The organism is Legionella lytica (assembly GCF_023921225.1).
In the GTDB taxonomy this organism is placed as follows: Bacteria; Pseudomonadota; Gammaproteobacteria; order Legionellales; family Legionellaceae; genus Legionella; species Legionella lytica.
In genome coordinates this window covers 58,186-82,782 of the sequence record NZ_CP071527.1, presented here as the reverse complement: position 1 = coordinate 82,782, position 24,597 = coordinate 58,186, and the positions used below count along the sequence as shown (strand labels likewise).

Here is a 24,597-nt window from a genome sequence, read left to right as displayed (position 1 = left end):
TCAAATCAATTACTTAATAACCAAGACCTCACTGCCCTCCTTGTTTCCTCAACCACCGTAAGCAATTGCTTATATAAAGCTTCCAACAAGAAACTATGGCCTGTTTTATAATACCGTTCTAAATATTGGCAGGCTTGTACCAATTTTTCGGCCCCACAATACACAAAACCACTCTTGATACGATGCACTAATTTTTGTACCGAGTGCCAATCGTTTTGGCGATGAGCCTGCTCAAGCTCAAATAAATCCGCTGGAGTTTCTTTGTCAATAATAGACGTTAAAATACTCCTAAGTAGATTAATATCACCACCCATATCTTCTAAAGCTCGATTCACATTAAAGAGTTTATAACCATCCAATTGAAATAAATACTCTTCGCTATCGAGCAACTTGGAGTCTCGTACTTCCGTTTTTACCCAAGGTTTAGTAGAAACGGGGGGGGGAGCTGTTTCGGAAAAATACGTGGTTTTAATCCCCGCTAACATTTCAGTAGTCATCGGTTTAGTAAACACTTCATTCATACCAGACTCTAAACAACTTCTTTTTATTTTCTCTTCTGAATGCGCTGTTAAGCCAATGATAGGCATCGGTTCTTTGTGTAACTCTCGTTCAAATTCACGAATTTTTCGTGTCAAATCAATACCTGAAAGACCAGGTAAGCCGAGATCCGTAATAATTAAATCAAAGCTTTGGTTTTTTGCCAGATGCAGCGCACTTTCGCCATCCATCACACTAGTGAATTGATAGCCTGCGAGCTTAATTAGATTTTCCAAGGTAAATAAAGCAATCTTATTGTCTTCAACTAACAATAATTTATAAGGTTTGGGCGTTGGACTTATTCCTGAGGCGGTCGCCATGTTATTGTTCATGCCATCAGATACGCGCGAGGGCATTATATTAAGCCTAGATTCACCCGTTTTCAATGACAGATCAAAATGAAAGCTTGTTCCTTTGCCAAGCTCACTGCTTACCTGAATTTCACCTCCCAACAACGCCACATAAGACTGCGCAATATGCAAACCGACACCATGCCCAGTGTAAGTTCCTTTATTTGATGGAGTTCCCCGGTAAAAACGATCAAATATTTTATCTTGCAACTCTTCAGGTATACCAATGCCGGTATCGGTAATATGAAAGCGAATCAGTGAATGCGTTTCATTTTGTGCTAAAAGGTCTAGTGTGATTTCAACCCGACCTGCTTGGGTGAATTTAATCGCATTACCCAATAAATTAAGTAAGATACGGTGGATTTTAGTCGCATCACTGATTAAACATGAAGGAACCCGCTCATCAATACTAGCCACAAAATCCAAGCCTTTAATCAAGGTCGAGGGCCGCTCTAACTGCTCGATATTGTGCACCAGTTGACGCAAATCAAAGGGTTCTTCATGCACATCCGCTTCATTCACATTATCCGCAGACACTACATCTAGAATTCCATTTAGCATGGAGAGTAATTGCGTACCACTTTCACCAAGCCAGTGAGCATATTGCTTTTGCGAAGCATCACTTAGGTTATCTTCTAATAACTTGGCCATACCCACTACTCCAGTTAAGGGAGTACGGATATCATGGCTCATATTGGCGATAAATTCCGTTTTGACCTTGTTGGCTAACTCTGAAGATACTTGCGCCTTGGTTAAGTCAGTGACATCGACTGAAATCCCTGCAAGCCCCATAACCTCGCCAGCCTGATTAAAAATAGGGACTTTACTAACCAAAGTATGAATCAAATCCCCTGCATCATTAACCAATTGCCCAGGCTCATTAATTACCGCTTTTCCGGTCGCAAAAATCTGTTCATCCGTTGCGCGATACTCTTTGGCTAGCTCCCAATCATTAAACACATCAAAATCAGTCTTGCCAATGATGTCATCGGTCGATTGTAAATTAATGAAATCAGCAGCCATCTGATTGCAACCAATATACTGCAAATCTCGGTTCTTCCAATAAACATAACAAGGAATCTTATTAATAATTCCGTTTAAATAATTATACACTTCATTAATATAATAAGGCAGCGCGTAGCGTTGCTTGAATTTAAAACCTAAAATCTGCTCACAAGCACGTTCCATCGATTGGAACATGCGTTCCTTCTCAGTAACATCTTTTCCCAGCAAGAAGAGTTTTTCCTCATTATCAACCTGCACCGCAATGCACTTCCAACTAAGAAAAATCCCATTAATTTCAGTCGGATTTGGATTAATTATTTTGCCATGTTCATCTAAGAGTGCCGGAAGCTCTAAAGCAGACCATAACTCAAAGAAAGACTGGGCAGCATGCTTTGGTTTTGACGTTAAGTGTAAAATGTTACGTGCCGCATCATTTATATAATCAATATGCAGTTGTGGGTTGAGGATAATAAAAGATACATTGAGTAAATCATAGGCTTTACCAAAATTTGGTATTTCTTGTCGAGTTATATTCATCTATTTATTCCCAATACTTTTCTTATCTGCAATCTTGATTCGTCTGGATGAGTTGAGCGAGCTGCCTAATCGTAGGTGCTGTGTACAGATGGTGGATCGATACAGAAACCACAAAGGTTTTATTTATTTTTTCAATTAAGCTCAAGGCCTTTAAGGAATACCCTCCTAAGGCAAAAAAATCATCATGGATACCTACATCCTCAATACCCAAGTTATCTTGCCATAATTGTGCCAATTGCGTTTCCACCTCATTGGTAGGCACTGCATAATTACTGACCACATTTAAATCATGGCGTGTTATTTTCGGTTGTACAGATGACGTTTGCAAGGGCGGGTGCAATAACATCACACTATAACGCTCTGGCTCATAATTGGAAATTATGACTTGAGCATGATTGCGCTCCATTGCCTGTAAAAATAATTGCTGTCCTTCTTGAGGGGAAATATCATTGCCACGCCCCAAATAACGAACCTCCTGCGGGCGCGGGGTTTCAACCGTCATGCCTAGCTCCCGCCAGCTATTCCAATTCAAACTCAGCATAAACCGCGTAGAAAACAGTCCAGCATGGGCAAATGCATCCAAGCTTGCATTAGCTGCACAATAATCAATTTGCCCTCTTTCTCCGGTAATTGCCGCAAGGGAAGAAGTTAAAACCACAAAATCCAACACGTTTCCTCGCAATGCGCGCGCTAAATTGTAGGTACCTTGGAGCTTAGGTACGAATACGGCATCAGCCTTAGCTTTAGTTTTTAGTTGCGCCAGCCCACTTCCAGCAATTCCTGCCGCATGAATCACTCCATCAATACGGCCTAACTGCTGTTGGTAATAGGTAACGGCATCACAGAGCGACGCCTCCTGACTGACATCGGCTTGATGGAAGAAAAGCCTTGCGCCTAAATCCTGCAATTGTTGCAAACGACTTACTTTGGCATACAGCGGATGTTGGCTGTCTTGCAAAATAGCCGTCCAGGCTGAGGGAGTTAGAACTGAACTACGCGATAAAAGAATAAATGTAGGCTGAGCAACCTTCCTGGCAATGGCCTCACATAAAATTAAAGCAATTCCCCCAACACCGCCGGTAATCAGATAAACCCCGTTATCTTTAAAACGATTTTTTACACCTAGAGCCTTACTTTCAGTATAAGCCAGCTCCCAGCGCAAGCCATGACGATAGGCAACAATGGGGCGATGCCGCTCCCATTGTCCCTGCACGCAGCTCTGCACAAGTTCATTCACTAACAATGGGCTTGCCGTCGCTAACTCATCAGGGTGAAAGTCAAATATCCGATACGTTAGAGCGGGATGTTCATGCATGAGCGCCCGGCAAGCCCCAATTAAACTGGCATTAGTCGGGACCATGGTTTCTGTACCAACGACCCGTTGTGTGCCTCGCGTTAGCAGCGCACATTGCAAGGGCATTTGCTCGCCAATCTGTTGTAAATAAGCCTGTGTCAGATAAAGCAGGCTATGAAAACTTCGCGCCAATTGCTGTTCTACTTCTGTATTATTGAGCACACTTACAGCATCATTATCGCAGGAAGATAAATGCACAATAATAGGCTGATGCAGTCTATTTTTTAGTGCCTTAAATAGCGTCTCATAATGGGCCTTCTCCCTAACATTGATACTAAAATGAGATGCGGAATGCGCTGCATACTCTTTAGCAAAGTCGACCGAAATAGGCGTTACCCCATGCCCCCTAAGAAAAGCAACGATTTGAGAGGCAAAACCATGTTGATCGTGAAAAACAATCCAACTATGAGCCGAAACCTCGTTTGCATTGAGCGCAAAAGGGTCGAAATATACGGGTTGGTGCGACCAAGCAGGAACATACATTTGCTCCTTACTGACCTCGCCATGCAATACATTATCTGGCTCAACCCAATAACGCTGCCGTTGAAATGCATAAGTGGGTAATGGAATACGTTGTCTTTTTTCATTTGCATGAAGACTATTCCAATCAATGTGAATACCTTGCTGCCACAAGGCACCTAAAGCAGACAAGAGCTGTTGATAATCCTGTGACGCAGCATGCTGATCGGCCAAAACCTGCGTCATAGAAATACCCGATACCTCCCCCTCGGCCACTTCTTTAAGAAAAGTAGTTAAACTACAGCCCGGCCCTACTTCAATAAAAAATGAGCGCGCATCCGCAAGCAACGTACGCAAACCACCGCAAAAATTTACAGTCTGGCGCATATGGCGATACCAATAGTCAGGATTCGAGGCTTCCTCTGAGGATAACCAAGTGCCAGTCACGTTAGAAATGAGTGGTATAGTCGGTGCAGACAACGAAATATTAGTCAGCATTTCTTTAAAAGGTCGCTCCACTGACTCCATAAAACGGCTATGAAAGGCGTGGCTCACTTTCAATTTTTGGTACGGTTTACCAATGCTCGACAAATGCAGGGCCAAGGCCGTAATCTCCGCTGCAGATCCTGAAGCAACACAATGATTACTGGCATTATGCAAAGCCAACTCTACAGGAATAAGCTGCTGATATACGTTAAACTCTTCTGCGCTGCAGGCAATAGCCAGCATATCGCCGCGCTCGGCACTAGCCATTAATAGGCCACGCTCACAAACGATAATAATCGCATCTTCAAAAGAAAAAACACCCGCTAAACACGCGGCGACATATTCACCAATGCTATGCCCAATAAGTACATCCGGCTTCACCCCATAACTCATTAATAATTGAGCCAAAGCATATTCAATGATAAATAAAATGGGTTGGGCGTACTGCGTCTGGTTTAGACGGACATCATCTGGGGTGTGAAGCAATTCCAATAGGTCACAATTGATGTAATTCCTGGCAAGATTTACCCCATGCTCAACCAGCAAAGTAAATAGGGGTACTTTATCCATCAGCTCCATCGCCATTAAATGATACTGCGCCCCCTGTCCCGGAAACATAAATACCACATTTTGGTCATGCTCATGACATTGAACGATAGGGCTTTGACTTAAACTGTGCATTAATTCATCTACGGTTTTACCAACCGCAAAACGACGCCAGGAAAAATCTTCTCGTCCTTTTTGCAAGGTATAAGCAACATCGGCCAAGTTAATCGCTGGCGCTTGTGCGGCTAAATAGTGCACTAGCTGTTCCGTATTTTGTTGCAGGGCACGTTTGCTTTTTGCAGATAGAACAAAGAGCTGTTCTTTATTGACGGCCATAGAGCTGGATTCTTGGTTATGCTCACTCAATACCATATGGATGTTGGTGCCCCCAACGCCAAAGGAACTAACTCCTGCATAACGTTGCCCTCCCACGGCTTGCCAATCCTGTAATTGGGAATTAATCACAAAAGGGCTGTCTTGTAAAAATAAATCAGGATTAGGCTGCAGAAAACCACACATAGGGGGAATTTGCCGATGATGCAGACATAAAGCCGTCTTAATCAACCCCGCAATTCCGGAAGTTACATCCGTATGACCAATATTGCCTTTAACAGAGCCTAAGAAACAAAACTGTTTTCGTTCTGTTTGCTCGCGATAAACGGCACTTAAAGCCCCTATTTCAACTACATCTCCTAGCACAGTGGCCGTACCGTGCGCCTCGAGATAGCCCACCTCGTCTGCCGTTATCTGTGCCTGCCCTAACGCGTCACGAATACACGACATTTGCCCACGGGTGCTGGGGGCTGTAAATCCCAGCTTGTCTGAACCATCATTATTAACACCACGCCCTCTAATTACGGCATAAATAGTATCACCATCAGCAAGAGCATCCGCTAAGCGCTTTAGAATAACGACACCCACACCATTAGAAAAAACCGTACCATTAGCCGCATCAGAAAAGGGACGGCAATGCCCATCAGGAGAAACAATGCTCTCATGTTGATAAACATAACCATCGCTCTGCGGCACCACAATCGATGCAGCACCCGCCAAAGCAATATCACTGTATCCAAGAATTAAATCCTGGCATGCATAGTCTACCGTAGCTAAACCTGTAGAACAGGAAGTATTCACATTGATACTGCGGCCTTTAAGATTAAGACGATAGGAAACTTGGGTACTGAGCATGTTGGCACTGGTAGCAATTCGTTGTTGTAAAAGATCATGCTCCTTATTAAACCAAGTGCTTTTTAACAGATTCTCTTGCAAATAAGTACTGTCCGACATTCCGGCAAAAACACTAATCGATTGCGCCTGTAATTTTTCTGGAGCAATGGCGGCATGTTCTAGGGCTTCCCAAGCGCATTCAAGAAAAACGCGTTGTTGTGGATCAGCGATTTGTGCATCCCCAGGGTTAAAACCAAAAAAGTTTGCGTCAAATTGCTCAATCCCTTGAAGAATTCCCCGTACGGGAACAAAATTCTTTTCTGTAACTTGCCTGGGTTGATTGACTAATTGCTCCTTATCAAATCGTTGTAGGCTTTCCTTACCTAGACACAAATTATCCCAATACTCCTGCAGCGAGTTGGCGCCAGGAAAACGGCAAGCCATACCGACAATCGCAACCTCATTGTCGACTGCGTCTTTAATGGCTTTTACCTTTGGCGTCTCAATCTGCCCCTCAAGATAGCAACTTAATTTATAAATAGTTGGATGCGAAAAAATATCCGCTACCTGCAATTCCGATTGTAATTCCTTGTTAATCTTGCTGCACGCTTCGGTGATTAATAGCGAATTGGCGCCCAATTCAAATAAATTTTTATGAGCATCAATGGCCTTGCGATTTAGCAAATGTTGCCAAATTTTTTTGATTGTCCCTTCAATCATACTGGACGAGGAAGTATCAATATGGAATGACAAATCCGTATGAGGTAGAGAATCCAATTTGAATTTATCCACCTTGCCAACCAAAGTCAGTGGCAATTCGTCGACCATGACGTACTTGGCAGGCAACATATAAGGAGGCAAGGTCTTACTTAAAAAATTGCGAATCTCATCGGCACTGACCACTGTTTCTGGCGTCGATAAGATAATATAGGCGGTAAGCATCTTGTGTGAGCTACCACCTAGCTCCACTTTAACGGCAGCCAGACTAATACCAGGAAAGCGCATGAGCTGCGTTTCAATCTCGCTTAAATGAATGCGAAAACCGCCAATTTTAACCTGATCGTCAAAACGCTCTAGAAACAGATATTCCCCAGATGCAAGTTGACGCACGCGATCCCCGGTTTTATATAACCGCTGGAACGGTTCGTCTTGGCAAAAAGGATTGGCAATAAATTTTTCATCATTTTGCATTGGTGCATTATGGTAGCCTAACGCTAAATTAATCCCGCTAACATACAACTCCCCCTCAATAGCTGGTTGTTTATTTTCATCAAGAACATACATCCTGACATTTTTAATGGGGGTACCAATAGCAGATAACAAATCATCTGACAGGAGGCTGTGTTCATCGCTACGCTGCCGGCAAGTATACGCTGTCGCCTCAGTAGGACCATAACCATTGATAAGCTCAATCGCTAAAGCGTGTTCTTTACGATAAGCTAAAAATTTTTTTAATAAGCCGGCATTAACTTGTTCACCACCGAAAATAATGACCCGAATTCCATCAAGAGTCATCGCGGCTGATTTAATCAACTGATGAAAAAAGCCTGTAGGCAAACATAAATAACGTACCTGATTCTCGTCAATAAACTGTTTAAGCTGTGAGGGTTCCGTTCTAATGGTATAAGGTACAATGGCTAGATTGGCGCCATTAAGCAACGCGCTCCACACTTCAAAGGGACTGGCATCAAAGGCAAGATTACTAAACTGAGCAATAACATCTCCTGCACGCAAACCAAAGTCATTTTGTTCGCACACCAAATTAACAACTGCTTGATGTGGAACAATAACCCCTTTAGGTCTTCCTGTAGACCCCGAAGTGTACATCATATACAAGGGGGCATCAGGTGCCAGAGGAATAGCTAAGTTTTCTCGCGAAAAACTAATGGACTCCATATTCAAATTCTTGATGAGTCGAACGGCGGTTTTATCTTCACTAATCAGGGATAAGTATTGCTCATTAGTAATGACTATTTTCGGCTGCGCATCTTTTAAGAGCTCTACTAATCGATTTTGTGGTGCTAAAGCATCTAAGGGTAAATAAGCTGCCCCTAGCTTTACCACCGCCAGTACGCTAACAATAAAATCAATCCCAGGTTCTAATAAGATACCGACAAACTCACCTGCACATACTTTGTGTTTTTTTAGACAGCGTGCGAGTTGATTCGCTTTTTCGTTGAGGGAGTTATAAGTTAGTTGTTTATCGCATTCACTAATAGCGGGGTACTGCGGCAGGAGCTGTACCTGTGACTCAAATAGTTCAATTATGTTATGTTTATAAGCGGTCTTAAGGTTTCTCATTGAACTAACCCTTTTATCTATTAATCTAACCAACGCAAAAAAACATGCCAATCCTGATGCCGAGAAGTCCGGAATCCCCTAGTATAAATGATTTAAAATTAAACAGCCATAAAAACACTTAATATTTTCTTAAGCTTTGTATCAAAAATAACCATAATGGAGCTAGCAAGATCTAGTTGGTATTCCAAACGCAAAATAGAGAACCCTAAGCACTACCCGCATTCGCAATACACCATCATTTAGAGTAGTTTAAAAAAGGCCATCATTCAGCTAATATATGATAATCTTCTCCTAGCTAAGACGGTTATGCGCACTATAAGCTTTATTGATGCCCTAATATCTGAAGTAGACACCGCGCTACGCACAATATTACCTCCTAACAAACGGGTCAGTACTCGATATTCTCCAGCAGCGGAAATTGAAGACACGCCATTAAGTTTGCGCGAAAAAAAACATGTCGCGGGTTTAATGCGGGTTAATCATGCTGGAGAGGTATGTGCCCAAGCCCTTTATCAAGGGCAAGCTTTAACCGCTCAATTGACACATATAAAGCAACAAATGAGTGATGCTGCCGCTGAAGAAGTAGATCACCTCGCATGGTGTGAAGAGCGTCTCTATGAATTAGGCTCAAAACCCAGCCTACTTAATCCAATATGGTACAGCGGTTCCATTTTGCTCGGTGCCCTCGCAGGATTTGCCGGAGACAAAGTCAGTCTGGGCTTTGTTGCAGAAACCGAACGCCAAGTAACGGCACATTTAAAAAATCATTTGCAAAAATTACCGGTACACGATAAAAAATCACAAGCCATACTAAAACAAATGCAAGTAGATGAAGAGCAACACGCAAAGACAGCTATAGAATCAGGCGGCATTGAGCTTCCCATACCGATTAAACAGATGATGAGCTTGGTATCTAAGTTGATGACGCACAGCAGCTACCATATATAACAACATCAATACAGAAGGAGCATTATTGTATATGGATCATACCACCGCTCTTACGCTCGTCGTAATTTTTGCTGCATTTTGCTTTGACTTTATCAATGGCTTCCACGATGCGGCAAACTCAATAGCAACTATTGTGACAACCAAAGTGCTGAGCCCTCGGCAAGCGGTTCTGTGGGCTGCATTTTTTAACTTTATTGCCTTCTTAGTATTTAATTTAACGGTGGCAAAAACCATTGGTCAAGAGTTGATTGATCCTCAAATTGTTGATTCACATGTAATTTTAGCAGCCTTACTTGGAGCTATATTTTGGAATTTAGTCACCTGGTATTATGGCCTTCCCTCAAGTTCCTCCCATGCCCTTATCGGTGGCCTGGCAGGAGCGGCTATTGCCAAAAGCGGTTTTACTTCATTAAAAATACTCGGCTTTACTAAGGTCATTGCGGGTATATTTATTTCCCCAATGCTAGGTTTAATAGTGGGGCTGCTGATTACTTACAGTTTGAAAAAATTTTTCCCACACCAACGCACAAAAGGTATGAAACGACTGTTTAGTGGATTCCAACTGTGTACCTCAGCCTTACTCAGTTTGACTCATGGCAGTAACGATGCTCAAAAAACCATGGGCATTATAGCCATACTATTATTTTCAAACGCTTGGCTTGAAGGCCCTTTTTATGTTCCCTTGTGGGTAGTCATTTCATGTCAGGCAGTAATTAGCCTGGGCACATTGTGTGGAGGATGGCGCATTGTCCATACCATGGGTACTAAAATTACCCGTCTAAATGCCATGAGAGGCTGTTCTGCAGAATGTGGGGCCGCAATTTCCTTATTCATCGCCACTCATTTTGGGGTGCCTGTATCCACGACCCATACCGTAACCGGGGCCATAACCGGCGTAGGCCTAACCCACGGATTCAAGGGAGCTCATTGGAACGTGATACGCCGGATTTTCTTTTCCTGGTTATTGACTATCCCTGCCGCGGGGGCAGTTGCGGCTGCATTGATATTGCAAGGGGTATAGTTTATTCACGCGAACGCTCACGTGAATAAGCTCTCTTTCATACGCAGATAATTAAATCATAACCACCCTCAAAATAACGTATTTTCAAAATCCCTTTCTTTTTTGCCGATTACGCTATACTTAAAAAAAGCGATTTAATACGCATAAATTAATTATGTTGATTAAACCAACAGCGCTCATGGATTTTTTTCGTATGAGGCAAGGATCACAAATGTCTAAGCCCCTTAATAAACATAATTTTACTAAAACACCGCAGTTAACATTAAGTGAACAACGAGAAATTGATAAAAAAATAGAGTTTGAAACGTCACTCTCTTTTCATAGCATGGTTAAACTTGGTGCATTTGCAAATATAATAGGAGCCTTCCTTTATGTTCTGGCACTGTATCATTCCACTGAATCACGATTAAGTATCTATTGGTACATTATTCTAGTCGCGGCAAATTTACTCAATGTCATGTGGGGTCTTCGTTTTGAATACAGCCATATCACCTCTGCTGAAATCCGTAAGTGCCGCAAAGGATTCCTCTATTTGCTCATAGGGGTCCTGTGGAAGAACTGACAAAAAGTGGGATTTCAGGAAAACCCCAACAATTAATTCGGTTTTAATTAAAGCGCTAGGAAATAAAAATAATAGCCATTGATATGTATTATTTCCATGGTTTTGGTGTTGTGTGCAAAGGACTAAATTTTTCTCTTTCTTTTGCCTTAGATGACTCTGTAGGTGCCATATATCCTGGCTCAGGTCGCCTCATTTCTCTAACATGATCTCTATATTGGTTTGTTTTTTCTTTCTCGGATATTAACTGTGGTGTTGGTTTAGGGAGCAACGTTCGCAACGCCGTTGGTTTATCAGCTTGCCAAGAGTCGTAATTATGGTCTCCTCTTTTAATTTCTGTTTTTACAATATGTCCACGTTCGGCTAACTGTAAACTCAACCCCTTGTTTAATGTAATTGCTCCAGGGAATGATTCACCATTTAAACTAGGAGTTTTACCTTCCTCAATTTCACCACCACTTAGATAAAATTTTATTGGCAAGCCATCTTTATGAGGTATTTTACTCAACCACGCCATCGCCGTTGCTTGTTTAGTTGTTTCAAGTATTGATGTTTTGGCTGCCTTTCCCCACTCCTCAAATTTATCAAATCCTTTCCAATCTTTATTCCACCAGAAAGCACCTGATTGAGAAAGAACATTACCAAATGTTTCAGGATTTGTAAGTGCAGCATGTGTTGCTGCAAGCCCACCAAAGCTGGTGCCACCTATTGTTGTTTGTTCTCGGCGTTTACTACATCCAAATGGAGGTTCTTGAAGCAGAGGGACAAGTTTATTACTTAAAAAATCAGCGAATTCTTTATTACAAGCGTACTCACCTATCCTATCCTCCGGTGCAGGAATATATACAGTGACTTGTGGAGATATTTGTTTCTTTTTACACAACTCATCTAAAATTGCAGGGGTAGATTTAACAGAATCCCCTGGCCGCATTTCTTGTTCGCCATCCATGAGTATTAAAACTCCTGGTTGAGTTTCAGTAGAGGGTGGCTGATGAATATAAAGAATGCGATCACCTTCCATTGTTTCTTCCACCGTGTCTTTAGGTATCAGACTACCCAAAGCATCAGCATTAATCTTCCCCTTGGAGTCGCGAGCTTGTCTATATATATAGGCAATAGGTTCAGGCATGGTCTTTCTCTGGTTTTGTTTTGTAAGAATTATTCTATTATTATAGTAACTATACGGAGCTTTGTTTCCTATCCCTGGTTAGAAGCAGGTATCCATCGATACAAAGTTGGTATAGATATCCCAAGATTTTGTGCAACATCCCGAGGTAACGAGCCAGAAGACAGTAATTGTTTAGCCGACTCAATTTTGCTTTGAGTCATTTTTCGTTTACGACCACCAACTCTACCTTTTGCTTTCGCAGCAGCTAAGCCCGCTTTAGTTCGTTCGGCCATTAATTCACGTTCCATTTGTGCAAGGCTTGCCATAACATGAAAAAAGAAACGGCCTGCTGGTGTGGACGTATCGACATTATCGGTAATGCTTTTAAAGTGGATTTCTTTCTGATGCAAATGATTAACTAAGTCAATCAATCCTTTAACAGTTCGTCCTAATCGATCTAATTTCCAAACAACCAAAGTGTCATTTTTTCTCAATACTTCAAGAGCTAGATCGAGACCTGGGCGATTTGCTTTGGTTCCTGATATGTGATCTTGATATAGCTTCTCACAGCCCACTTCCTTCAATGCAGAAAGTTGAAGTTCCAGATTTTGATCAATTGTTGAAACACGCGCATAACCAACCAACATAACAAATCCTCTATGATAAAACCCAGCGACCCTTTTGTTTGATTGCATCGTGCATCGCATCTGGTGCTAAGTCAATTTCTCCAGGCCAAGTTAATACCCCATATTCAAGATGGGCTTGATTAAAGACGTCTCTATCTTTAAGTGCAGCAAAAATGCCCGCTCGCTCACTCATTATTAATGTAATCATTTCAACAAAACCATGTGTGCCATCATTGAATTCGACTTCAATTTCATAATTTTGTAGTGGTTTTACTTTTGTTAAACGCCAAGGAGCAGTGCATACTATTCCAGGGGCGATATTTTCTTTGGTGACTGATTTTGTTCGCATAATGTCCAATCCTCAAGTAACTCTGCGCGGTGTGCAAATGCCCATTCCAATACTAAAGCCAATGCTCGACGAGGCATAGAGCCCCTAATTACTTCAAGTGTATGTATATCAATGAGCACTTCATATTCTGCATATAAGGCATGAAAGTGAGGTGGCGCATGATCACCCCAAAACATTTGAATCAGTATTCCATAAAATGCACTAATTGTTGGCATTTACTCGTTGTCCTCTTTTCTCAAAACTCATATCAAGTATAATGCAGTAAGAAAGCAATATCAAGAATGGTTATTGAGAATAACAGAATCCAATAAAAACGGGGATCTACCCTAACGTAGTTTAATCTACTCAAAAACGAACGTTTTCAATAATAGGTATCCAAGTAATTAATGTATAGCCCTAATCGAATAAACCTGTTATCTGATCAAGAAATTGAAGCCATTTATGCTATCCCTGAATTTAATAAAGCTGAACGAGAGTTGTATTTTTCAATAACGGATGAGGAAATGCTCATCGTCAAAAAATATCGCACTACGAAGGCACAGATTTATTTTATTCGATTGCTTGGGTATTTTAAGGCCAAGCAACAGTTTTATAAATTTAATTTAGGCCAAGATAATGACTCACAATTTATTTTAGGAAAATATTTCGGGGAACACCTACTAGGACTTACAGGTCAAATCGATTTTAAAACTTATCAAAAACAAAAAACTGATATTCTCTTGTTGTTTGGCTTTAAAGATTGGCAGCCACCGTATGAGCCCAAAATTCAGCTTCATTTAAGTGAGCTGATCAAGCTGTACCCAAAAGGACATGATGCTCTACGACAATTATTAAACTACTTTAGTAATCAACAGATTGTTTTACCTTCGTATCGCACCATACAGGATATGTTTACCAATGCATATTCAATAGAAGATGCTCGACTTGATGCACTTATTTCAGTTATTCCAGAATCAAAAAAAGAACAACTGTCGGTTTTAATCAATAAAGAGGATGGGATAACTCCATTGAATGTAATCCGGTTGGATCAGAAGAATTTTAAATATAAGGCTATCAAGGCTGAGGTAGATAAGGCCTTGAGACTTGCCGAATTATATGATTTTGCAAAAAGCTTCCTCCCAAGACTCAAAATATCCAAGAACTCTATTCGCTATTATGCTGATTTAGCGGAACAGTACGCGGCTTCTAGGCTCAGACGTTTAAGTAAGCCACAACAATGGCTTCAAGCTTTGTGTTTTGTATATCATCGTTATCAACAAATTATGGATCACTTAATTACCAGCTTTATATATCACACCAGAGGTATAATGAATGAGGGTAAAATATATGCTGAAAAGGCAATGGCTGAGCATAGTTCAGGTTTGGTTGTTGACTTACCAAAATTGGCTCGATTTCTAAAATGGTTTCCAAATCGTAAGCATAATTTAACCCATGATGAGCTAAACCACCAAGCTTATAATATTTTACCAGTGGAACAGTTCCCTGCTCTTGCACAATTTTTGGAAGGCAGTGTATTTGATAAAAAAGCAGCCAAATGGGCATTTTTTCTGGAATCATCAAGGCAAATTGCATTGTATCTCCGGCCTATTATGTTAGCAGTACCGCTCGTATTTTATAAAAAAGACAGCGATATTATGAGGCTTATCGATTTACTCAAAAAACACTATGGTGCTGATAAAAGTCCATCATCATTTAAGCTGCCAAAGGATTTGGAGGACGCCATCTCTAAAACAATGATTCCTTACTTGAAAGCAAATCCAACTGATGAGCATGTAGATCCCCATTTATTTGAATTTTTTGTCTATCAAAAAATGTATCGTCGTTTAGATAAAGGACTGCTCTGTTGCAATGAAAGTGTCTCTTATTGTGACATAGACCATGATTTAATTGATGATGCGTTAGTGGATGATGTAGAAAAAATAGCCCATGAATTTGGTTATCCAAATATTCCAATCTATTGCAGTGAGCACTTAGATGAAGTGCTTAACGTCCTAGATAACACGTGGGATAGGGCAACAAAACGCATTAGTCTTGGCGAAAATCCTGGATTTCTGATAAAAGAAACTAAATCTGGTGAGCAAGAGTGGAGTCTAGGCTACGATAGCCTGGATAAGCTAGATGATGCTTTTTTTAAGACCCTCACACAAGTAGAAATCCCTGATATTACTATGCATATTGGTAATCACGTTGATATGTGGCGTGCATTTACCCACATGAAAACCCGTTATCATAAAAAAAGAAAGCCTGTTCCTTTGGTTGTTAATGCGTGCGTACTGTCCGATGCCTTTGGTATTGGTGAGGAAAAAATGGCTGATATGTCAGATCTTAGCCATAATCTTTTGCGATCAACTCATGAAGATTTCATTCGTGTGGATACTTTATGCCCTGCGAATGATATAGCAAGCAATTTACTCCATTCATTGCCTATTTTTAAACAATGGAATTTAATGGATTTACAATTATTAGCTGATGCAGACGGGCAAAAGCTTCCAACTAGTGAAAGTACAATTCAGTCAAGATATTCAAAAAAATTTCTTGGTAAGGAACCTGGGCTTTCTGTGTATACATTAATTGCAAATTTTGTTGCTGTGAATGCCAAGAATATTGGACCTAACGAGTATGAAGGACACTGTCTCTATGATGTAATCTTTGGCAATAAGACAGACATTGATATTGACATGGTGACTGGAGACAACCACTCTTTAAATCAACTCAATTTTGTTATACTGGATTCAATAGATATTGAATATGTTCCAAGTATAAAAAATGTTAAAGAAGCGACAAATGATTTGTTTTCAGTTAAATCAGTTGATCACTACACTGGAATTATTCGTCCTAGTGGGGTTATTAATAAAGGTCTGATTAAATCTGAGGAAAGAGGGATATTACGGGTTTTACTCTCCTTACTTTTGCAGGAAAATACTCAGAGCATCATCGTTAAAAAAATAAACTCTTCTGCTCGGTATGGAAGATTAAAAAAAGCACTTTTTGAGTACAATAAAATATTAAAAACTACGCATGTATTAAATTTAATAGATAACATGGCGCTTAGGAAGGCCATACGTGCAGCAAGAAATCGAACAGAGGCTTATCACCAATTGCAAGGTCTCATTAGGAAAGTTTATCGTGGGGTCTTTAAGGGAAAGAAAATTGTTAATAATCGAGTCAGTGCACATGCAGTAAGACTTGTTGCAAACTGTATCATTGCCTACAACGGTATTATTTTGAATACTATTTATGAAAAAATGCTTAAAGAAGGAGTTAGCCAAAACATTATTGATGAATTTATTAGAATATCACCTATTGCTTGGGCGCATATTGCCTTTACCGGAAAGTACAGTTTTAAAAAAAGTAATGGTGATATTAATATTGCAACAATGGTTGAGGAACTGGAAAAACATTTAAAGCAGCATTTTTGGAAAGTTACTTAAGTAACGCGTTCATTTTTAATTATTTGCAATAAAATTGCACGGATTGTTGGGCTAAATCTTGAAATCCCACTTTTTGTCAGTTCTTCCACAGGACCCCTCATAGCAATCTGTTTGATCTGGGGTAGTATAGGCATCTTATTTATGGATGGCCCACAACAACAACTTACTACGATTATCTTCTTATCTGCCGTCTTAATTTGCTTTTCATTCTCAACAGCGATGGATTTGACCATGGGGCTATCAAGTATCGTCTGCTTACTCGCCCCCACCATTCTTTATCATTTTTATGCAGCAATTTTTCTGTATCCAGGCATGGAGAGCAATCATCATATCAATATGCCCATTACTGCCGCGTTTTTGGTGCTCGGGCTATTCATGACCATTGCCTGCTTTATTGGCAATAAAATCATCCGTCAAGTCGTTCGTCTGGGTTATGAAAATGAATTACTGATGGCAAAATTAACGAGCATGAATGCCATTCTGGAGCAGCGAGTAAAAGAACGAACTGAAGAATTAGAAACTTCATTAAGATTAGTCACCTACCAGGCAACCCATGATTTATTAACGGAACTGCCAAATGAACGCTTACTCTATGAGCAAATACATCACGCGACTGAAAATGCCATGAACAATCATTATAGCTTTGCAATCGCCTGCTTTTCCCTTAATGGAATGGTAAAAATTAATGACAGTATTGGCCATCAAGCTGCAGCAACAATTATTCACCGCATTGCCCAACGATTTGCGCTACTATTTGGTAAAAATAATCAATATTTCATTTCCTTACTACGTCAAGATGTCTTTGTCATCTTAATTGATGCGATTTCCGATGAACTGGATATAAGCACTAGCGTGCAAGATTTTTTTGCGGTAATCAAAGATCCAGTGTATGTCGCCAAACAAGAGTTGAAATTAACCGCTAGTATTGGAGTCAGTATCTTTCCCCTCAATGGTCGTGATGCAGATACATTGATCACCAATGCCGAAGCGGCTCGCGTATTAGCCGCCCAAAGCGGGGGAAATAGTGTGCGTATATACAGTACGATGATTAATGCAGACGCCACTCGACAGCTCAACATAGAAAATCAACTCTATCGTGCAATTGAGAAAAATGAATTAACCTTAAATTATCAGCCTTTTATTGACCTGGAGACGGGTACAATCTGCGGTGCTGAAGCCTTGCTGCGTTGGAAAAACCCGATATTAGGCAAAGTATCGCCGGTAGAGTTTATCCCCATTGCGGAAATGAATAATATGATCCTTCCCATTGGCGAGTGGGTATTGCGTTCTGCCTGTCTGCAATTAAAAAAATGGCAAAAGAGCGGTTTTAAAAACTTCAAAATGTCAGTGAACTTATCTGCAAGACAATTAGCTCAGCAGAATCTTGTCGAATGCATTGCAGAAATACTAGCCACCCAAGACTTAGATCCAAAATACCTGGAATTAGAATTAACCGAATCGGAAGCCTTTAAGAATGAAGCCATCCCCATAATTAATAAATTCAGAGAGATGGGTATTTCCTTAGCTATTGATGACTTTGGCACGGGGTATTCTGAATTTAGCAATCTCAAACTGTTCAAAGTAGACCAGATTAAAATTGATAAGTCTTTTATTCAGGATATTGATGTCAGTGTCGACAGCCGGAACATTGTGTGCAACACCATCGCCTTAGCCAACAGCATGGAAATTAAATGCCTGGCCGAGGGTGTGGAAACCATGGAGCAAGTCACGTTTTTAAAAGAAAACGGTTGCCACATCATGCAAGGATTTTATTTCAGTGAGCCCCTAGAGGCTAAAGAATTTTTTAAGCTCTTGAAAAAATACTCGAAAACAGCCCATGAAAAACTGGCGAATGCTAAATAACATGTGGTGCCAACAAGGCATTGAGCCAGAACTCAATGTTGGACCATGGGCACCACCTACATTATTTTTGCTTATAGCCTGGCATAGCTAGAATATTTTCTTCCTCTACTCGATCTAAATTAGGGAGATTTACCACACTAGAATGCCCTTGCGGATTTAGCCACGTTAAAAGATGCTGAGCCTGATGCCTCATATATTGTCCACTCCGAGGCCATTGCTCGATAGTATAAATATTATTTTTTCCTTGCATCTTAGATAACTCTAAAATAATTCCATCCAAGGGATGTTTTTTTAAAATACTCATGACCATTTTATCGATAAGCTGCATTCCAGCACGATAACTCACAGCTCCCAACACGCTAATAAATAGCGCGAGAAAATTATGAGTATCAAATTCAGAAATAGGTAAGAATTTACCGGTATTTTCCATCAATTGATTAAGCACATAAAAAAAACTAAGTGGAATAATCTCTTGGCCATAAAATACGATACCTAAGGCATTTAAAGCACAGGCGAGCAACATAAAACGCAAGAAATCATCAATGACACATTCCATGCCTCGACGAATATAATAATTTCCTTGTGAAACTAAATCATTGTTATACGCTTTGAGTTTAACCCGATAAATAGTGCCTATATGATTATTAAAGGTATTAATTAAATTTGGATTAGTGAGGTAGGTAAAATATCGTGCCTGAAAGTCCTGAGCGTAACGCGCTCTATCCTCTTGTTCAATATATTGAGCATAACCAGGGTTTTCAAAGGTCACAACCACATAGTTTTTCCCTTTCTCTTTAAGTAATTCATAACCAACAAGCCCTGCTAAAACCCCACCTAAAGAATAGCCCGTTAAATACAATTGATTATGCGCTTGGGTGCGAATAAACTCACACAATCGTATGAATACCCCACGTTGATTACGGGTTTCTTCTACCAGCTGTTTGGCTGAGGCCAGGGTGTTGGGTTTATTTCCCCAAAGCATAGGAACAATGGTTTTAATATTGGCAATAAGATCACTTAGCGTACTCGCATCCGGGCCTCGAAAGGCAATAACCATTTCATTTTTATTATTCTGATAAACAGCAACACCTAGCCCATCGGCACTGTTCCAGAAAATGCGTTGCCAATCGCCTAATTTTATCTCATTTTTGTAATAGACTTGTTTACTAAGAATTGCGAGCTGCAAATGATCAAGCATGTAAAACCCTAGCTATAATTGCATTTTCATTTTTTGGGCAGAGTATAAGCGCGCATGCACTAGATGTCTATTATTTGACGGGTTCGCTCTTTCACCGCGCAATGTAACCAAGGTTTTCCTGGAAAAACCCCGATTATATTTAGCGCAGCCTTAACTATTTAACTACGTGAGATTCTTTACTACGCATACCATAACAAGCACCAATACAACTGGAAAAGGCACCAACGCCAACCGGAATACCAAGTAACCATGCAATAATATATCCCATAGCGATTCTCCTTGTGATTGGGTGAGCGTTCTATGCGACTTATTTATCAATTTTTACTTGTAATGCTTCCGTAGTACTTTTCCACGCTCTTTTCATAATTTCAGAATTAAAAGAAAAACCAAAATCACCATGACGATTTAAAGCAATTACTCCCATTTCTCCTTTTAATCGCTGATTACGTTCATGGAGCACATGATCGCACGCTTGTTGTAAGGGCATATTAAATTCCATCATCATCGATATAGTATGCGCAACAACGCCTCGAATTAAATATTCCCCTACTCCTGTACCTGAAACTGCACAGGTTTCATTATTAGCATAACAGCCCGCACCAATAATGCAGCTATCACCAATTCGTCCGGGAAGGCTATTACTTACTCCCCCAGTTGAAGTGCCTGCAGCAATATTTCCGTGCACATCTAAAGCAACTGCACCGACGGTGCCGGTCATTTTTTTATTACGTTGCTCTTCCTTGGTTTCGCTTAAAAACGCGCGTTGAAAAGCTTCATATTGATGAGGTTTGATAAAATAAGATTTAGGCTCCAAAGGAAGCTGATAATCCGTTGCCAACTCTAATGCACCATAGCCAGAAAGAAATACATGGGAGGTTTTTTCCATCACCAAGCGAGCAAGGCTGATTGGATTTTTAACGCACTCGACCATTGATACCGCTCCAGCCTGCAGCAAACGCCCCTCCATAATGGAGGCATCCATTTCTACCTCACCTCGACAGTTCAAAGCAGAACCACAACCCGCATTAAATAATGGATTATCTTCAAGCACTTGCACCGCAGCGACCACCGCGTCTAGTGAACTCCCTCGTTTTTCCAAAACGGCATAAGCTTGTTCCACCGCTAGGGCCAAGCCCTGCTCAACGTCTCGTTGATTCTCACGTAAAAAGCTACTGTCTTCGCTTGCACCACCATGTACCGCGATCGCAATCTTGTTCATAATGTCCCTCGAACTTTATTCCTGCTCCACAGGAATTGCTGGATTTCTCAATGCACGATTACTAATAGAAAATTGGCATCCTTTGACTAAAAGGTGCACCTTGAGATTCTCGACAAATACGGCCCCACCTTCGTCAACGTCGGTAATATTTGTTTGATTAATATCCCTGCCATCAATGATTACAACCATTCCTGAACCATAACATTCCGCATCAGAGCCATGTTTTATTACCAAGGCGGTATCCTCCCCCAAACCAATTCCTAATTGTTCTGGGTTCATAATAATGGCATGTGCAAGACGGCTAAATCGTCCCCGCTTAATAAAATGCGTGTCAATGATGCATGATTGCAAAAAACCAAGTCCGGAACAGGTGGATAAATTACGATAAATTAAGGCTTCCGACAAACCGCCTCCCATAATCATGACCGAAGACATCACCATTGCACCCGCACTAGTGCCTCCGATAATGACATCGCTGTCCTGATAGTAACGCTCTTTAATAAGATCAACTATTGGCGTGCCTCCTAAAATAGTCGACAAGCGAAATTGATCACCCCCAGTAAAAAAAATTGCTCCGGCTTCCTCAACCCGTTTTAGATACTCTTTCCCCCGAGCCTCGGCTCTTTTTTTAATAGGGAGAAAATCAATATTGCCATAGCCCATGTTTTGAAAGACTTGCTCATAGTCTTTTTTTACTTCATTTTGAATTTCCGAACCCGTAGTGATGATTTCGATCTTTTTATTTGAAGGAGGCAATAATTCACTCAAAATTTCATAGCGTCTAAATTCTTTTTTTTGCTCAGAAACATCTGGTGGAGCATCACCCTTATTTTCAGCTCCACCAATAATAAGCAATTTAGCCTTGGGTATCATCATAAGCCTCACTTTGTACATAAGCGTCTTTTACTTTTTCTCGCATGACGCCAGTCACCCTAAATACATTTTCAACAGCACAAAATACAAAGGCATCAGAACAGTTACCATCCAACACGGTTTCCAAAGCGTGTACTTCATCCGAAATAATCTTAATTGCCGGTTTAGCGTTAGAACGCTTGATTCCCGTTAATAACAAGTCGGTAATTTCATCATTCGTTCGCCCACGTCCATCGGCATCATGGCGAATAATAATTTCATCAAACATCGTCGCAATATGACAACCAATTGCATGAAAATCCTCTGAACGACGATCACCTGCCATCCCGATAATGCCTATTTTTCTCTTGCGATAAATAGTATCCAGATAATTTTTTAACTCGATGAAAGCCCCTTCATTATGAGCATAATCCACTAATACATCGCAGTTATTGGGCAAATGGAACAGGTTCATTCTGCCGGGTAGATTTTCCGGAGTGGGGTGAAAATTAAATACCGAATCACGGAGCATTTCTAAAGAAAATTGGCAAATAACTCCAGCAAGCACCGCGGGCAGAATATTCTGAATCATGCTGGTTGCCATACCCTTAAAACTAATCGGGATTTCTTTAACTTCGGCTAAAATTTCTCGCTTATGACCAGTCCGAATCACGATATAGCCATTTTTAATATAAGCAGCTAAGCCACCCGCATCACAATGAGCCTGGATGGCAGGATTTTCAGATAAGGCAAATAAAGCAATCTTACAGTTCAACTCAGAGCGCAGAGCATAAACCATGGGATCATCCGCATTTAAAATCGCACATCCGCTTTTCTTAGTACTAAACGCGACTACAGATTTCACATTGGCTAATTCTTCGAGCGTATTAATGCCATTAAGCCCCAAATGATCATTGCCAATATTAGTAATAATACTAATATCACACTCATCAAAACCTAAACCCGCACGCAAAATCCCCCCACGAGCACACTCTAAAATCGCAAAATCAACGCAAGGATCACGTAAAACCGTATCGGCACTTAAAGGCCCACTGCAATCCCCTCGGTAAATTAGTTTCGTATTTAAATAAATACCTTCAGTAGTCGTCGCTCCGGTAACATAATTCGCACGATGAGCCATATGCTCAATTAGACGCACTACAGTCGTTTTACCATTAGTTCCCGTCACCGCAACGATGGGGATTGTTGCTTCGGCAGGAGAAGGGTAAAGCATGTTTAAAATAGGTTCAGCGACATTTCTTGCTTGGCCATAAGTAGGAGCCAAATGCATACGCAAACCAGGGCCCGCATTAACCTCAATGATGGCACCGTGATTCTCATTAAGTGGAATTTGAATGTTTGCGGAAACCACATCAATACCACAAATATCTAAATTAAGCAGTTTTGCCGCACGCTCTGCAAAAAATAAATTTTGCGGATGCACCCTATCCGTCACATCAGTGGCCGTGCCGCCAGCGCTTAAATTCGCAGTTTCTTTTAAGTAAGCAATTTGCCCAGGTGCTAAAACACTACGTAAAGTTAAATTATTCTGGGAAAGAATCAAAAGCGTACTTTCATCAATGGTAATCTTGGTTAAAGGCATTTCATGTTCATCACCGCGATTAGGATCCATATTCGCAACTTGAATCAATTGTTCAATGGTAGATAGGCCATCACCAACAACCATTGCCGGTGTTCTTTGTGCCACCGCAACGACTTTATGGTTGACCACTAAAAATCGATAATCATTGCCTGCAATGTAGCGTTCAACAATGATTTTATCGGAAATTTCCTTCGCCAAGGCAAAACCAAAAACAGCTTTTTCGTAATCATGAATCTTAGTAGTTACTCCTCGACCATGATTACCATCACAAGGCTTGATCGCTAAAGGGTAGCCTAATTGCTCAATAGCTTGCGGTAGTTCATCCTCTGATTCGATGGTAATACCTGGTGGCACAGGAACAAAATGCTCCTCAAGAAGCCGCTTCGTGAATTCTTTATCAGCCGCAATATCCACGCCAATCGAACTAGTTTTTGAGGTAAGAGCCGTCCATATTTTTTGCTGATTTCGTCCATAACCCAAGGTTATCAAAGAGGAGTTATTATGACGTTTATAAGGAATTTTTCTTTTGCGCGCTTCATCAATAATGGCTTGAGTACTGGGACCCAATCCTTCTGTTCTTTTTATTTCTTTTAAATAAGTAATATCCTCTGCAAAAGATGGATATTCTTTGCCTTCAGCTAAAGCACGCACTAAATTCACCGCGGCATAGGCAACATAAAGACCTGCTTTTTCCAGTTCATAGGAGAATATGACCTCATAAACTCCGTGATTATCAGTCCCATAGGTTCTACCAAAACCACAGTCCATGCCTGCTTCACATTGCATTACCAAGGCAACATGCTCAATAACATGTCCTAGCCAGGTACCTTCTTCCATACGCTCGACAAAGCCACCTTCATAGCCCAAAGAGCAAAAATCTTTTCTTAAGCCAGGTAAATAACTTAGTAATTTATCTTTAAACCCGGGTAAACAATTTGTAGGTAGCTCTTCATATTGTTTTAAATCAATCGTCATTACTATCAATTGCTTACGATAGTTTGACCAGTAATTAGGGCCTCTCATTACTTGTATTTTCAAAATATTCATTATTTATTCCTTATCAATTCCTTTGATAAAA

15 protein-coding genes are annotated in these 24,597 nt (G+C 40.7%); 5 read left to right on the top strand and 10 right to left on the bottom strand.

Annotated features, from left to right (window positions below):
* Positions 1-5 precede the first annotated feature (5 nt).
* Positions 6-2,429 carry an ATP-binding protein gene (locus tag J2N86_RS00250; RefSeq protein ID WP_252580145.1) on the bottom strand — a complete coding sequence of 808 codons (2,424 nt, stop codon included), beginning with the start codon at positions 2,427-2,429 and terminating at the stop codon, positions 6-8.
* Between the two features lie 22 nt (positions 2,430-2,451).
* The gene (locus tag J2N86_RS00245) at positions 2,452-8,742 is read right to left on the bottom strand and encodes a polyketide synthase (protein WP_252580143.1); all 6,291 of its coding nucleotides are present in this window, start codon (positions 8,740-8,742) and stop codon (positions 2,452-2,454) included.
* A gap of 306 nt (positions 8,743-9,048) precedes the next feature.
* Here J2N86_RS00245 and coq7 point away from each other — a divergent pair, with 306 nt between their 5' ends.
* The 3 genes from coq7 to J2N86_RS00230 all read left to right on the top strand — a co-directional run bounded on the left by coq7 (position 9,049) and on the right by J2N86_RS00230 (position 11,273).
* Positions 9,049-9,690 (top strand): 2-polyprenyl-3-methyl-6-methoxy-1,4-benzoquinone monooxygenase, encoded by a 642-nt coding sequence (gene coq7 / locus J2N86_RS00240; RefSeq protein WP_252580141.1) that lies wholly within the window; start codon positions 9,049-9,051, stop codon positions 9,688-9,690.
* Positions 9,691-9,721: 31 nt separating this feature from the next.
* Positions 9,722-10,711: an inorganic phosphate transporter gene (locus J2N86_RS00235; RefSeq protein WP_252580139.1), complete on the top strand. Its 990-nt coding sequence runs from the start codon at positions 9,722-9,724 to the stop codon at positions 10,709-10,711.
* Positions 10,712-10,922: 211 nt separating this feature from the next.
* Positions 10,923-11,273, top strand: a complete 351-nt coding sequence (locus J2N86_RS00230; protein ID WP_252580137.1) for a hypothetical protein — start codon at positions 10,923-10,925, stop codon at positions 11,271-11,273.
* Positions 11,274-11,361: 88 nt separating this feature from the next.
* On the opposite strand, the gene J2N86_RS00225 is transcribed toward J2N86_RS00230, so the two are convergent.
* The 4 genes from J2N86_RS00225 to J2N86_RS00210 all read right to left on the bottom strand — a co-directional run bounded on the left by J2N86_RS00225 (position 11,362) and on the right by J2N86_RS00210 (position 13,568).
* Entirely contained in the window at positions 11,362-12,399 is a 1,038-nt protein-coding gene (locus tag J2N86_RS00225) for an alpha/beta hydrolase (RefSeq protein WP_252578688.1), read from the bottom strand.
* A gap of 68 nt (positions 12,400-12,467) precedes the next feature.
* The gene (locus J2N86_RS00220; protein ID WP_252578687.1) at positions 12,468-13,025 is read right to left on the bottom strand and encodes a recombinase family protein; all 558 of its coding nucleotides are present in this window, start codon (positions 13,023-13,025) and stop codon (positions 12,468-12,470) included.
* Positions 13,026-13,035: 10 nt separating this feature from the next.
* On the bottom strand, positions 13,036-13,353 hold the full coding sequence (locus tag J2N86_RS00215) for a DUF2442 domain-containing protein (RefSeq protein WP_252578686.1): 318 nt from the start codon (positions 13,351-13,353) through the stop codon (positions 13,036-13,038).
* Positions 13,308-13,568: a DUF4160 domain-containing protein gene (locus tag J2N86_RS00210; RefSeq protein WP_252578685.1), complete on the bottom strand. Its 261-nt coding sequence runs from the start codon at positions 13,566-13,568 to the stop codon at positions 13,308-13,310. The genes J2N86_RS00215 and J2N86_RS00210 overlap by 46 nt, the downstream gene beginning before the upstream one ends.
* Before the next feature lie 171 nt (positions 13,569-13,739).
* Between J2N86_RS00210 and J2N86_RS00205 the strand changes: the two genes are divergently transcribed.
* Together J2N86_RS00205 and J2N86_RS00200 are read left to right on the top strand one after the other, a co-directional pair.
* Positions 13,740-16,784, top strand: a complete 3,045-nt coding sequence (locus tag J2N86_RS00205; protein ID WP_252578683.1) for a Tn3 family transposase — start codon at positions 13,740-13,742, stop codon at positions 16,782-16,784.
* Between the two features lie 141 nt (positions 16,785-16,925).
* A complete protein-coding gene (locus J2N86_RS00200; RefSeq protein ID WP_252580136.1) occupies positions 16,926-18,647 on the top strand; it encodes a putative bifunctional diguanylate cyclase/phosphodiesterase in 1,722 nt (573 codons plus the stop codon).
* Positions 18,648-18,708: 61 nt separating this feature from the next.
* Here the strand turns inward: J2N86_RS00200 and J2N86_RS00195 are convergent, their stop codons facing one another.
* From J2N86_RS00195 to cphA, 4 genes are all read right to left on the bottom strand, one after another.
* Positions 18,709-19,845 carry an alpha/beta hydrolase family protein gene (locus J2N86_RS00195; RefSeq protein ID WP_252580134.1) on the bottom strand — a complete coding sequence of 379 codons (1,137 nt, stop codon included), beginning with the start codon at positions 19,843-19,845 and terminating at the stop codon, positions 18,709-18,711.
* A 307-nt stretch (positions 19,846-20,152) separates the two neighbouring features.
* Positions 20,153-21,064, bottom strand: coding sequence for an isoaspartyl peptidase/L-asparaginase family protein (locus J2N86_RS00190; RefSeq protein WP_252580133.1), 912 nt, complete (start codon positions 21,062-21,064; stop codon positions 20,153-20,155).
* Between the two features lie 15 nt (positions 21,065-21,079).
* Positions 21,080-21,940 carry a cyanophycinase gene (locus tag J2N86_RS00185; protein WP_252580132.1) on the bottom strand — a complete coding sequence of 287 codons (861 nt, stop codon included), beginning with the start codon at positions 21,938-21,940 and terminating at the stop codon, positions 21,080-21,082.
* A complete protein-coding gene (gene cphA / locus J2N86_RS00180) occupies positions 21,921-24,566 on the bottom strand; it encodes a cyanophycin synthetase (RefSeq protein WP_252580130.1) in 2,646 nt (881 codons plus the stop codon). The genes J2N86_RS00185 and cphA overlap by 20 nt, the downstream gene beginning before the upstream one ends.
* Positions 24,567-24,597: the final 31 nt, after the last annotated feature.